Below are 13,118 nucleotides of genomic sequence, written 5' to 3' on the forward strand. Positions count from 1 at the left end.
GGCGTAACAGCTAAACAGGCTGTCCGCCTCCGTCAGGCACTCCAAAGAATCTGCGTGCGCAGGACTCAGAAGAGCGTATTTCATAAAAGGGCGTGAATTCTAACGAAAAAACCCGCGACTAGCGCGGGTTTCTCGATGAAAACGTGTAATGGCTTACATGCGCTGAAGATCGCGCTGAGCCAGTTGTGCAGCCGAAGTACCCGGGTACTGCGCGACCACTTGCTGCAGTATGCCTTTGACCTTGTCTGTATGACCAAGGCGGCGCTCAACATCTGCCAATTTGTAAAGAGAGTCAGGGACCTTAGCGTGCTTTGGATACAGCTGGCTAACTTTGGCAAACGCTTGACCCGCAGCTTGCAAATCGCCTTTGGCCAGATTCACCTCACCCAACCAATACTGGGCATTACCCGCATACTGGCTGTTTGGGTATTTGCGCAGAAAGGCAGTAAACGCCTGACTCGCCTTGTCGAAGTCCTTAGCTTTAATCAGATCGAAAGCAGCATCGTAATAGAGCTTCTCTTTCGCCGGATCAGCAGGCTCCGAACTGACAGCAGCCTGAGTTGCAGGCGCTGTTGTATTACCGGCGGCACTAACGCCACCCGCATTGGAATTATCTGGAGCGGCAGCAGGAGCAATGCCAGCACCAATACGCCGATCAAGTTCCTGGTATCGCTCCAGGCTTTCTTGCTTCATGCGTGAAATATCGTTTTGCAGAACTTCAATCACGCCCTGCTGGCGCGCGATCTGTTCCTGCATTTGTTGCAACTGGTTGAACAGCTCGCCCTGTGCCGAGACAGGGGCCGAAACCCCTCCCCCGGCATAGGCGCCGCTCGCACCGTAACCCGTTGACGGATAACTCCCCCCGCTATTGTTATAGCCAGAGTTGTCATCGACCACAGGAACCGCAGCCCATACCGCTAGCGGCATGAGGCTGAGAGTCAGAATAGTTACAGCGCGGCGGCACGTTCGCATGACGAATTACTTACGCAGTTCGACGCGACGGTTTTGAGCCCACGACTGTTCGTCGTTGCCAGTAGCGATTGGACGCTCTTTACCGTAGGACACCAGCTCCAGCTGTGCTGGAGAAACACCTTGCAGTACCAGGTAGCGTTGAACGGCTTTCGCACGACGCTCGCCCAGTGCCATGTTGTACTCACGAGTACCACGGGCGTCAGTGTTACCTTCCAGAACAACGCGAGCGCCGTTAGCTTTCAGGTCTTTTGCGTGAACGTCCAGAGCGCGCATTGCTTCTGGTTTCAGGTCCGAAGAGTCATATTCGAAGTAGAAAACAGTGATAGCACGCAGAGCAGCTTCTTCGCTCAGGGAACCATCAACAGCGCCAGTGTTTGCGCCGTAACCAGCGTTTGGATCAACAGCAGCGCCTTCACCGGCATTGTCGCCGCCTTTAGACGAGCAACCTACAGCTACAGCCATGGCCAGTGCCAGCGCAGCGAATTTACCAAACTTCAGCATTTCCATCGTAAAACTCCTAATGAACCCCAAGTGTTAAGTGAAACGTACATCACCACGTCAGTTCAGGTAAGGGGACCAGGAAGGTTCTCTGACTTCGCCTTGAGCGGTAGGAAGAGGGAGCCTTACGCGTCCATTGATGGACACGAGCATCAAGACTCCCCGGCCCTGCTGGCGGGTGGCGTAGATTACCATGGTGCCGTTGGGCGCAACAGTAGCTGACTCATCAAGGTTGGTATCTGTGAGGATTTTCACGCTTCCGCGCTGCAAATCTTGCGCTGCAACCCGGAAATTAGTGAAACCATCCTGACGATGAATCATTACCAGGGTCTTTTCGTCAGCCGAAAGCTTCGGACTGGCGTTGTAGTTCCCGATAAATGTCACGCGTTCGGCGTTACCGCTGCCGACTGTGGTTTTGTAAATTTGCGGCTTACCGCCACGATCGGAGGTGAAGTAGATGGTAGAACCATCTTTACCCCAGAACGGTTCGGTATCAATGGCAGGGCTATTGGTCACGCGAGTCAACTGACGCGAAGCCAGATCCATCACGTAGATTTCAGCATTGCCATCTTTAGACAAAACAAACGCCAGCTTCGAACCATCAGGCGACCAGGCTGGTGCACCGTTCAGGCCTTCAAAGTTGGTGATTTGCTCACGGCGGCCGGTATCAATGTTCTGCATAAAGATACGCGGGCGTTTCTGCTCGAATGACACATAAGCAATGCGCTTGCCATCTGGAGCAAAGCGAGGCGACAGGATCGGCTCACGCGATTGCAACAGAGTGACGGCACGAGCGCCATCGTAATCCGAACGCTGCAAGGTATAACGGGTATTAGTCGCACTCGCTCGTTCTGCCGTCACATAAAGCAGACGGGTAGAAAACGCACCTTTAATACCGGTCAGTTTTTCAAACGACTGGTCAGAGATGTAGTGGGCCATGTCACGCAGCTGTTCAGCTGTACCCGACACGCTGCCGGTCAACACCGGCTGCTCAGTGGCAACGTTGAACAGGGCATATTGCACCTGTAAACGACCGCCAGCCGGAACAATATTGCCCACCATCACGTATTGCGCGCCCAAAGCTTTCCAGTCACGGAAAATGACTTCGCTGGCCTGAGCCGGCAAGCTGATCATGTTTTGCTTTGGAATTGGCGCGTAATAGCCTGAGTTGCGCAGGTCGTTACCAATAATTTCCGCCATGTCGTCAGGCAAGACATTACCGCCCTGCCAGCCGAATGGCACAACAGCAATAGGTGTCGCCCGGTCGCTACCACTGGTGACCAGAATGTTCTTTTCTTCTGCTACCGCCATCCCTGCCAAGCAGCAGACGACGACTAGCAGTCCTCGAAAAAAGTTAATCACAAGGCTAGATCCTCAGGTGTGAATGTCATCTTGAATGATCGATAAGGATTAAAGTCGCTGGGCTTCAAACCCTGCATCTCCGTTAAACGGCCAATGTTCTTGACCGCAGCCACAGCTGAGCTGTCAAAAGGCCCATCACCGCTGGACTTGGCAACCGTCACAGACGTTACCGTGCCATCCGGCAACATGCCGATTTGCAACACCACTGTCATATTCTTGCGTGCTGAAGGAGGACGAGCCCACCCTTCTGCTGCCCTGGCGCGAATCAGGTCATCAAAACTGCCGGCAACCTCATCACCCTGCTCATCCGCCAAAGCTTGCTGACGTTGCGGCGTGTCCGAAAGCAAATCCGCCAAGGCTTGAGCCTTTTTATCTTCGGTCGACTTACGCGCTGCTTCTACTGCCTTCTTTTTGGCAGCATCTGCAGCCGCTTTTTTCTTGGCATCCTCGGCTGTTTTCTTTTTCGCCTCGTCTGCTACGGCCTTTTTCTTGGCGTCTTCAGCTGCTTTCTTTTTCGCATCTTCGACAATCTTTTTCTTGGCTTCTTCCGCGGCCTTTTTCTTGGCCTCTTCTTCAGCCGCTTTTTTAGCCTCTTCCTCAGATTTTTTCTTGGCTATATCAGCCAGTTTTTTCTCTTCGGCTTTTTTAGCTTCTGTGGCCTTTTTGGCATCGTCGGCTTTCTTGGCTTCATCAGCCTTCTTCGCCTCATCTGCTTTTTTGGCTTCGCTCGCTTTGGCTTCGTCGGCCTTCTTGGCCTCAGCTGCTTTTTCAGCAGCCTCTTCTTTCTTTTGTTCTGCAGCTTTTACAGCTTCCTGCTCAACCTTCTTTTGTTCCATCTGTTCGACTTCGGTCTGGCGTGCAGCAGATTTTTTTGCCTCACCTGCAATCTTCTGATTGGTCTGGGTAGTCGCCTGACTTTTTGACTTCAGCTGATACAAAGTAGCCTGAACAATGGGCTTGGATGGCGGCAGTTCAGGCGTCATGGCAAAGCTGGCGAACAGCATGCCAAAAATAAGCACGTGCAGCCCTACCGCCCAAACTGTAGGCCAAAAATAATTTTCAGAGGCGGACGGCTCCCGCTGTTCGCGCATCAGGGAGCCTCGGTAATCAAGCCAACGTTACCGACCCCGGCTTTTTGCAGGCCGCCCATAGCACCCATGACAGCACCATAGTCCACCGTCTTGTCGCCACGAATAAAGACCTGAGTATGCTTGCCGCCTTCATTGCCAGCGCGAATGATTTTAGTCACGGCATCAGTCATTTGAGGCAAGGTCATGGCCTTGTCCATCTGTTTTTCAGTGTCGACTTCGCTGCCAAGATTCCAAAAGTAGGTCTTGTCAGCTTTGATCGAAATAGTCAGAACCTGAGTGTTGTTGTCTTGCGGCAACGCCTCGCTGGAGACCTTGGGCAAATCAACCTTCACACCCTGATTGAGCATCGGCGCGGTCACCATGAAGATGACCAGCAGTACCAACATCACGTCGATGTAAGGCACTACGTTCATCTCGGCAACCGGCTTGCGCTTTTTGCGAGCTCGAGCGATTAAAGCCATTGGAAATTACCTGCTTATTCTTCGCTGGTGTGCACTTTACGGTGCAGGATCGCCTGGAACTCGTCGGCGAAGGTGTAGTAGCGGCTGACCAGTGTTTCGCCACGTGCAGCAAAACGGTTGTAAGCGATAACCGCTGGAATTGCAGCGAACAAACCGATCGCCGTGGCAATCAACGCTTCAGCAATACCAGGCGCTACGGTTGCCAATGTGGCTTGCTGAGCCGTCGCCAAACCACGGAAGGAGTTCATGATCCCCCATACCGTACCGAACAGCCCGATATACGGGCTCACAGAGCCCACTGTCGCCAGAAACGGCAAGCTCTGCTCAAGCTTTTCTTCTTCGCGAGAAATGGCGACACGCATCGCACGAGCAACACCTTCCATCACAGCTTCCGGGTCAACACCCGGCTGCTGACGCAAACGCGAAAACTCTTTGAAGCCCGCACGGAAAATTTGTTCTACGCCGGAGTCTGGATCAGGATTACTGCCCGCCTGACGATACAACTTTGACAAGTCGATACCTGACCAGAAACGCTCTTCAAAGCTTTCTAGGGCACGTCGACCAGCGCGCAGCATAGTGCTGCGCTGAAAAATCATGACCCACGAGGTAACCGATGCGGCCAGCAGGATCAACATTACCAACTGCACAACAATGCTGGCATTGCTGACCAAGCTCCACATGGAGGAATGGTCGACGACGTTAGCTTCCACGCTTTATCTCCTGCTCTAAATGTTTACCCGCGCCGCTTACGTCGGCAAAGGCCGCACGTAAAGCTTGGGGAATGGCCCGGGGTTTAAAACTATCAGCGCGCACACAGGCCACCAAAAACTGCCCTTCACAGAGCAGCGTTTCATCTGTTGCCCGCCAAACCTGCTGCTTAAAACGCAAGCTGGCGCGGTTGAGTTCAATAACTTCAGCGCTTACCAGCAGTTCGTCGTCCAGTCGCGCCGGTGCGTGGTAACGCGCCTCGCTGGAATGCACGACAAATAACAGGTTCTCACCCACCAGCTCGGATTGGGCAAAGCCCAGTTCCCGCAGCCTTTCGGTTCGAGCCCGCTCCATAAATTTAAGATAATTTACGTAATACACGACGCCACCCGCATCGGTGTCCTCGTAATAAACGCGACAGCGATGTGCGAACGGCTCAAGCCTGTTTTGCGCGCGCATACTCTAGTGCTTACTCCTCAGGTTGCCAATCCGCCAGACCACTGTTTTTTACGCTTCTTAGACTTTAAGACCCAAGTTTTTCAACGCCAGCCCTTGTGACACCAAAAAGCCTAAAAAAATCGACTGTGAATGGCTTAATTAATCGTCCACCGCATTCAAAAATTCGTCTACCGCAGGCATATCACCCAAGCGCGAAGGAATATTCAAGCCAAAGTGCAAGTACGCATGGCGCGTGACCACACGACCTCGCGGCGTACGCATGATGTAACCCTGCTGAATCAGGTAGGGTTCAAGCACATCTTCAATCGTATGACGCTCTTCGCTGATGGCCGCAGCAAGGCTATCGACACCTACCGGCCCACCGTCAAACTTCTCGATCATAGTCAGCAGCAGGCGTCGATCCTGATGATCAAAACCATGCTCATCGACATCCAGCAGGTTCAACGCTAAATCAGCCACCGACTTGGTGATATGGCCTTGAGCCCGCACTTGTGCGAAGTCTCGAACACGACGCAGTAGTCGATTAGCAATTCGCGGCGTACCCCGAGCCCTGCGAGCAATTTCGTAAGCCCCCTCAGGATCAAGTGGCAAGCCAAAAATACCGGCCGAGCGACTGACAATCGTCGCCAAGTCATCTGTGCTGTAAAACTCCAGACGCTGAACAATCCCGAAGCGGTCACGCAAAGGGTTAGTCAGCATGCCGGCGCGCGTCGTCGCCCCTACCAAGGTAAACGGTGGCAAGTCGAGCTTGATTGAACGCGCCGCTGGCCCCTCACCGATCATGATGTCGAGCTGAAAGTCTTCCATTGCCGGGTACAGCACTTCCTCAACAATGGGTGACAACCGATGAATCTCATCAATAAACAGCACATCGTGCGGTTCAAGGTTAGTCAGTAAAGCAGCCAAATCACCCGGCCGCTCTAAAACAGGGCCCGAAGTGCTTTTGATAGACACGCCCATTTCCTGGGCAATGATGTTGGCTAGCGTGGTTTTACCCAAGCCAGGCGGGCCAAAAATCAAAGTGTGATCCAGTGATTCCGAGCGCCCGCGAGCCGCTTGAATGAATAGCTCCATTTGCTCACGCACGGCTGGCTGGCCAATATAATCAGCCAGATTCAAAGGCCGGATGGCGCGATCCTGAACTTCTTCTCGATCTCGCCCACTTGAAGCGGTTATCAAACGATCAGCTTCAATCACTTAAATCATTCCCTTAAGCGCACGACGAATCATATCTTCACTGCTCAACGTTTTATCCTTGATCGCCGAAACAGCCTTGCTCGCCTCTTGGGGTTTGTAACCCAGAGAAATCAAGGCACTAACAGCATCACTTTCAGCACTGGCAACCTGAACCGGCGCATCGGGCTGATTAGGCACCAATGCAAACATGCTCGGCACTTGCTCCCATGCCTTGAAACGATCCTTCAACTCAACCAACAGGCGTTCGGCAGTCTTCTTGCCAACCCCCGGCACCTTGGTCAGCGCTGACGTGTCTTGAGCTTGCACGCAACGCACCAACTCATCGACTTCGAGGCTGGACATCAGCGCCAGTGCCAACTTGGGGCCTACACCATTGAGGCGAATCAGCTCCCGAAAGAAGTCACGCTCTCGCTTACCAATGAAACCATAGAGCAACTGGGCGTCTTCGCGAACCACCAGATGCGTATGAAGGGTCAACGGCTCGCCCAGTGAAGGCAGTCGATAGAGCGTAGTCATGGGCACTTCCAGCTCATAACCCAAGCCGTTCACATCAAGAATCAGGTGCGGCGGCTGTTTTTCAGCCAGAGTGCCGCGCAAGCGTCCAATCACGTTTCAGATCCTTTCTCTGGCCAGATCAATGGCTGACAAGTAGAACGACAGCGCCGCATCATTGCAGATGCGGCACAGCCAGCAAGTTTAATTGTGTTAAAAAATTGCATCAGAGCCGCAAGCGTCCGCCGCGACTGCGTGCCGCGCCCAAACCATGCGGCAAGAGGCTTGATCGAGTGTGGGCATGACACAAGGCAATAGCCAGCGCATCCGAGGCATCGATTTGCGGCTTGCTGGTCAGCTTGAGCAGGTGCATGACCATCATCATCACTTGCTCTTTGTTAGCGCCCCCAGTGCCTGCGACGGCTTGCTTGACCTGAGTTGCAGAATATTCGGCAATTTCAAGGCTTTCTTCTGCACCCGCCACAATCGCAGCACCTCGCGCCTGCCCCAGCTTTAAGGCCGAGTCGGCATTGCGCGCCATAAAGACCTTTTCGATGCCCATCGTGACAGGCCCGTAGGTTTGAATAACCTCTCGCACGCCGCGATACACGATCTGCAAACGCTCGTGCAATTCGCCGCTACCTGTACGAATACACCCCGAAGCAACGTAAACACAGCCCCGACCAGTATCTTGCACTACGCCATAGCCTGTGATTCGTGAGCCTGGGTCAATACCTAAAATAAGTGTCATAACGCCCGCAGCTTATAAAGTGACGCCCACCGGCACATACCCGGACAGCTTAAAGGCAGAAGCCGGAGGTGCACAGCGTCGTGATCATCACAACGTTGCACCTCCGGCCTCAAAAATTACAGCAGGATCTCAGGCGAGTTGTTCCAGCACCGCATCAGGGATTTCAGCGTTGGAATACACGTTTTGCACGTCATCCAGATCTTCAAGCATGTCGATCAGCTTGAGCACCTTCTCTGCGCCCTCCAGATCCAGCTCGGCACTGGTCGTGGGCAACATCACAATTTCGGCGTCTGCTGGCTTGAACCCAGCAGCTTCCAGTGCATTACGAACCGCATAAAAACTGGAAAAAGAGGTGAACACATCGATGGAGCCATCTTCATTGGTAACCACATCGTCAGCATCAGCCTCCATTGCAGCTTCCATCAAGGCGTCTTCATCAACACCCGCAGCATAGGAAATCTGCCCTTTGCGCTCAAACAGATAGGCCACGGAGCCATCAGTGCCAAGGTTGCCACCACACTTGCTGAACGCATGACGTACCGCTGCGGCGGTGCGATTACGGTTATCGGTCATACACTCAACCATCACCGCCACGCCACCCGGGCCATAGCCTTCGTAGCTCAGCTCGACCATATCGTCGGTATCTGCGGCGCCAGCGCCGCGAGCAACCGCACGATCAATGATGTCGCGGCTCATATTGGCGCCAAGGGCCTTGTCCAGCGCCAAACGCAAACGTGGGTTAGACGTAGGATCTGCACCACCCTGACGAGCAGCGACCGTCAGTTCACGAATCCACTTGGTGAAGATTTTGCCCTTTTTGGCATCCTGACGCTCTTTGCGGTGCTTGATGTTCGCCCACTTAGAATGACCTGCCATAACGCACTCCGAATCCTTTTATAAAACTGTGCTTGCCCTGACCCACAGTCAAGGCAAGCAGTAAAAATGCTCACCTCAATGACAAAGGCGCATCCGAAGATGCGCCTTTGAAGGTCAGGCTTACTCTGCCTTAGGCTGTTCGCGCAAGCGAATATGCAACTCGCGCAATGCCTTGGCATCGACCAGACCAGGCGCCTGGGTCATTACACACGCAGCGCTCTGGGTTTTCGGGAAGGCAATCACTTCGCGAATCGACTGAGCGCCTGTCATCAACATCACCAGACGGTCCAGGCCAAACGCCAAACCACCGTGCGGCGGAGCACCGTACTTCAAAGCGTCCAACAGGAAGCCGAATTTCTCTTCCTGCTCTGCTTCACTAATACCCAACAGACGGAAGACCGCTTGCTGCATTTCTTTACGATGGATACGGATCGAACCGCCGCCCAACTCAGTGCCGTTGAGCACCATGTCATAAGCGCGGGACAGAGCTGTTGCCGGGTTAGCTTCCAACTCTTCTGGCGAGCATTTTGGTGCTGTGAACGGGTGGTGCAATGCGCTGAAGCTACCGTCTTCGTTCTCTTCGAACATCGGGAAGTCAACAACCCACATCGGCGCCCACTCGCAGGTCAGCAGGTTAAGGTCGTTACCCACCTTGATCCGCAGTGCGCCCAAGGCTTCGCTAACGATCTTGGCCTTGTCTGCGCCGAAGAACACGATGTCACCATCAACCGCGCCTACGCGATCAAGAATGACATTAAGGTTAGCCTCAGGGATGTTTTTGACGATCGGCGACTGCAGACCTTCAACACCTTTAGCGCGCTCATTGACCTTAATGTAGGCCAAGCCTTTGGCGCCGTAGATACTGACGAACTTGGTGTAATCGTCGATCTGCTTGCGCGGCATGCTACCGGCGCCCGGAACGCGCAGCGCGGCGATGCGGCATTTAGGGTCATTGGCCGGGCCGCTGAACACCTTGAAATCCACATCTTTAAGCTGGTCAGCCACATCAACCAGTTCCAGCGGGTTACGCAGGTCTGGCTTGTCAGAGCCATAACGACGCATGGCCTCTTCAAAGGTCATGTGGGGGAATTCACCGAACTCAACACCCAGCACTTCCTTGAACAGGTTGCGGATCATGTTTTCGGTCAAACCCATGATGTCAGCTTCATTGAGGAAGCTGGTCTCGATGTCGATCTGAGTAAACTCAGGCTGACGGTCGGCACGCAGGTCTTCGTCACGGAAGCACTTGGCAATTTGGTAGTAACGGTCAAAACCGGCAACCATTAACAGTTGTTTGAACAACTGAGGCGATTGCGGCAAGGCAAAGAAGCTGCCTGCATGGGTACGGCTTGGCACCAGATAGTCACGCGCACCTTCTGGTGTCGCACGTGTAAGGATCGGTGTTTCAACGTCCAGGAAACCATTCTCGTCCAGGAAGCGGCGAATGCTGGTGGTCATGCGCGAACGCAGACGCAGCTTCTCGGCCATCTCTGGGCGACGCAGGTCAATGAAGCGATAACGCAGGCGCGTTTCTTCGCCGACATCAGAGTATTCGTTGAGCGGGAACGGCGGCGTTTCGGCTTCGTTCAGTACTTCCAGCTCATAACCCAGCACTTCGATTGCACCCGAAGCCATGTTGGCATTGCCAGCACCGGCCGGGCGCAGGCGCACTTTACCGGTCACTTTGACAACGTACTCACTGCGTACACGGTCAGCCGCCGCAAAGGTTTCTGCACGATCGGGATCGAATACAACTTGAGCCAGACCTTCACGGTCACGGATATCAAGGAAGATAACCCCGCCATGGTCTCGACGACGGTGTACCCAGCCGCATAGAGTGATTTCCTGGCCGTCCAGGGTCTCGTTCAATTGGCCGCAATAATGGCTGCGCATCATGGTAATGGTTTCACTTCTCGTAATTCGAAATTCGGTGGAGGCCTTGCGCACCTTCGGTGCTGGTCAACATTGCAAGAGCCCGCTCATATCCTGCCTGCTTTGGCTCAACCTCAGTCGGACTTGTCGCCGCCTGCCAAGTTCTTTTTCGAGCCAGTCTTGAAATCTGTTTCGTACCAGCCCGTACCGCTAAGGCGGAAGCCCGGCATAGACAGCATTTTCTTCAGCTCAGGCGCCTGACAGGCAGGACAATCAACCAGCGGTGAGTCACTGATCTTTTGAATGGCTTCCAACTGATGACCACAGGAAGCACATTGATAATCGTACATGGGCATGGGCGTGTCTCGGCAATCCGTTAGCGGCAACCCTTGAAGAGGGCCGCGCAGCAAAGCGCGAGATTATATCTGGTAAATCGAGCCTTTGCAGCCGCACGAGCCCAAAGGCACCATAAATATCGAAAGAATACAAGCCGCTGCACATAGCCCTGGCCACGCAACCACCTCAGCCAAAGCGGACTGTTTCTGGCGCAGCCCTGCGAGCATCGCGGGAGGTGTTCAATAGATGCATCACGCAGACCACCCGAATCAACCCACTGAAATTTTTTACCCCCCCATGACGCAAATGAACTTCTCTATCAACATAAGACAGCAGTGCATTTATCGAACAATCGTTAAGAACTGCTATATCTGACAATACATCCCAATAGACTTCTTCCAACCGCAAGCACGTCGCAAAGCCATTAAGCCGCACTGAACGTGACAGGGGTTGAGCCAACGCCATTCCAAATTCCAAAAGCACTGGATCAATTCGCGTCTTATGCAACAACCTGATACTCGACTCATCCACCCTAGTTATTCGCCCCATATTTAAAGCACTCCATTGCAGCTCTTTATAAGTTATTTAATCTTTATTAAAAGACACACCCCCATAAAACATTATGTAAACATTCATATCCAGCGGATCATCCCCTCAAACATGTAGGAGGTCTCCCGCCACAACACATGAAAACTAACGCCCCGAGTGCAACCTCACCTACATGACCTGCAGAACAGAGCCTTTGCTGATCAACTCACAGCTTCGCACCACTACCCAGAATAGCCAATATACTTACCCCCTCTATTGATACATCACACCTCCGACCGAGTTGAAAACGACCAGGTCAACTTGTGACAAAAAATTCCGCTTAAAAATTCTGCGCTAAAGAAAGACCTTTCGCTCAAGCAACACCGACCGAATGAAGCTACAAAACTCAAAAAACCACGTCCCGCACAACCTTCCTAACGCAACCACTACCAAACTAACTTAGGACCACACCCATAACAAACCACCAGCAATCCACTCAACATTTAATACCTATATAAAAGCGTTATTTAAAATTTTGCTAATTTTAAACTTAAAATATCAAGCGATCTTCTACCCCCTAAATCAGCTTATTTCACAAAAACCGCCTACCGACCTACCCGCAGTCAAACATAACTTATAACTGTCTAGAACAAGGTTTTACCCCCACGCGTGCAAAACCGCCCCCAGCCAAGGAAAAACGTAAAAAAGCCCTTTCATTACGCTTAATTTGAGAAGGCTCGAGCTTTGCTGTTAAATAGGCGGCGTGTCGCCTTCACCAAACCGATGGTGCCGGCGCATAGGCTGCTCATCGTACGTGTCCAGCGCCTCCTCTTTTTTTCAGAAGCGAACCGTGCGTAACCAGCTCTTCCTGCGATCTATCTTAATGTGAGCTCATTGAAATGTTAAAAATCGTCCACCTGCTAACGGGCGCAGCAGCTTTGCTGTTGTCCTTTATTCCCAGCCTGCAACCTGAAGCCGTACCTTACCTACAACACGCCGACGCTCTTTACCTGGCATTTCTTGGCCTGCTCAACCTGACGCTGGCTCCAGTCATTCCATTCTGGAACAAAGGTCCGCGTCACCAACTGCAAAATCTTGTCAGCGCGCTGCTGGTGCTGTCTGTTGTCCTGCAAACACTCACCCTGTTTGGCCTGCTGTTACCGATAGGCGATCAGCCTGCTGTCCTGCTCAGCTTGATCCCGGCCGTGATTGCTGTGGGCCTCCACTTGGCGGTGAGCTTTTACAAGTCATCTGCACCTTCCACATCGCAAAATTACGACATGACCAACCGCGACACGGGTACCGTGAAGTGGTTTAACACCTCCAAGGGGTTCGGCTTTATTTCCCGCGACTCCGGCGACGATATCTTCGTGCACTTTCGCGCCATTCGCGGCGAAGGTCATCGCGTACTCGTAGAGGGGCAGCGTGTTGAGTTTTCGGTCATGAATCGCGACAAGGGCTTGCAAGCTGAAGACGTAATCGCAGCGTTACCACGCCGCTGATTTCAGCTTAAAA

General features: G+C 53.0%; 15 protein-coding genes. 1 reads left to right on the plus strand and 14 read right to left on the minus strand.

The window, feature by feature from the left end; genetic code table 11:
• Window positions 1–153 precede the first annotated feature (153 nt).
• The 14 genes from ybgF to ACZRJQ_RS12635 form a co-directional block, all read right to left on the minus strand.
• On the minus strand, window positions 154–972 hold the full coding sequence (gene ybgF / locus ACZRJQ_RS12570) for a tol-pal system protein YbgF (RefSeq protein ID WP_463978670.1): 819 nt from the start codon (window positions 970–972) through the stop codon (window positions 154–156).
• Between the two features lie 6 nt (window positions 973–978).
• Window positions 979–1,479: a peptidoglycan-associated lipoprotein Pal gene (gene pal, locus ACZRJQ_RS12575; protein ID WP_003441254.1), complete on the minus strand. Its 501-nt coding sequence runs from the start codon at window positions 1,477–1,479 to the stop codon at window positions 979–981.
• Between the two features lie 51 nt (window positions 1,480–1,530).
• Window positions 1,531–2,781 (minus strand): Tol-Pal system beta propeller repeat protein TolB, encoded by a 1,251-nt coding sequence (gene tolB / locus ACZRJQ_RS12580; RefSeq protein ID WP_463978718.1) that lies wholly within the window; start codon window positions 2,779–2,781, stop codon window positions 1,531–1,533.
• Window positions 2,782–2,828: 47 nt separating this feature from the next.
• Entirely contained in the window at window positions 2,829–3,923 is a 1,095-nt protein-coding gene (gene tolA, locus ACZRJQ_RS12585) for a cell envelope integrity protein TolA (RefSeq protein WP_463978671.1), read from the minus strand.
• Complete coding sequence (gene tolR / locus ACZRJQ_RS12590; protein WP_162207799.1) at window positions 3,923–4,375, minus strand: protein TolR; 453 nt, start codon at window positions 4,373–4,375, stop codon at window positions 3,923–3,925. Before tolR ends, tolA begins: the two co-directional genes overlap by 1 nt.
• Window positions 4,376–4,398: 23 nt before the next feature.
• Window positions 4,399–5,094, minus strand: a complete 696-nt coding sequence (gene tolQ / locus ACZRJQ_RS12595; RefSeq protein ID WP_463978672.1) for a protein TolQ — start codon at window positions 5,092–5,094, stop codon at window positions 4,399–4,401.
• Window positions 5,084–5,551: a tol-pal system-associated acyl-CoA thioesterase gene (gene ybgC, locus ACZRJQ_RS12600; protein WP_463978673.1), complete on the minus strand. Its 468-nt coding sequence runs from the start codon at window positions 5,549–5,551 to the stop codon at window positions 5,084–5,086. Before ybgC ends, tolQ begins: the two co-directional genes overlap by 11 nt.
• A gap of 138 nt (window positions 5,552–5,689) precedes the next feature.
• Entirely contained in the window at window positions 5,690–6,748 is a 1,059-nt protein-coding gene (ruvB, locus tag ACZRJQ_RS12605) for a Holliday junction branch migration DNA helicase RuvB (RefSeq protein WP_463978674.1), read from the minus strand.
• Window positions 6,749–7,357, minus strand: coding sequence for a Holliday junction branch migration protein RuvA (ruvA, locus tag ACZRJQ_RS12610; protein ID WP_463978675.1), 609 nt, complete (start codon window positions 7,355–7,357; stop codon window positions 6,749–6,751). It abuts the gene before it with no gap.
• A 109-nt stretch (window positions 7,358–7,466) separates the two neighbouring features.
• Window positions 7,467–7,991, minus strand: coding sequence for a crossover junction endodeoxyribonuclease RuvC (gene ruvC / locus ACZRJQ_RS12615; RefSeq protein WP_463978676.1), 525 nt, complete (start codon window positions 7,989–7,991; stop codon window positions 7,467–7,469).
• Window positions 7,992–8,120: 129 nt separating this feature from the next.
• Window positions 8,121–8,867, minus strand: a complete 747-nt coding sequence (locus tag ACZRJQ_RS12620) for a YebC/PmpR family DNA-binding transcriptional regulator (RefSeq protein WP_463978677.1) — start codon at window positions 8,865–8,867, stop codon at window positions 8,121–8,123.
• Between the two features lie 120 nt (window positions 8,868–8,987).
• Complete coding sequence (aspS, locus tag ACZRJQ_RS12625) at window positions 8,988–10,763, minus strand: aspartate--tRNA ligase (protein ID WP_463978678.1); 1,776 nt, start codon at window positions 10,761–10,763, stop codon at window positions 8,988–8,990.
• A 110-nt stretch (window positions 10,764–10,873) separates the two neighbouring features.
• Window positions 10,874–11,095 carry an FmdB family zinc ribbon protein gene (locus ACZRJQ_RS12630; RefSeq protein WP_003441220.1) on the minus strand — a complete coding sequence of 74 codons (222 nt, stop codon included), beginning with the start codon at window positions 11,093–11,095 and terminating at the stop codon, window positions 10,874–10,876.
• A 166-nt stretch (window positions 11,096–11,261) separates the two neighbouring features.
• Window positions 11,262–11,624 carry a ribbon-helix-helix domain-containing protein gene (locus ACZRJQ_RS12635; protein WP_463978679.1) on the minus strand — a complete coding sequence of 121 codons (363 nt, stop codon included), beginning with the start codon at window positions 11,622–11,624 and terminating at the stop codon, window positions 11,262–11,264.
• 878 nt (window positions 11,625–12,502) lie between these two features.
• Here ACZRJQ_RS12635 and ACZRJQ_RS12640 point away from each other — a divergent pair.
• Window positions 12,503–13,105, plus strand: a complete 603-nt coding sequence (locus tag ACZRJQ_RS12640) for a cold-shock protein (protein ID WP_463978680.1) — start codon at window positions 12,503–12,505, stop codon at window positions 13,103–13,105.
• Window positions 13,106–13,118 lie beyond the last annotated feature (13 nt).

Source organism: Pseudomonas sp. E315, assembly GCF_055406205.1.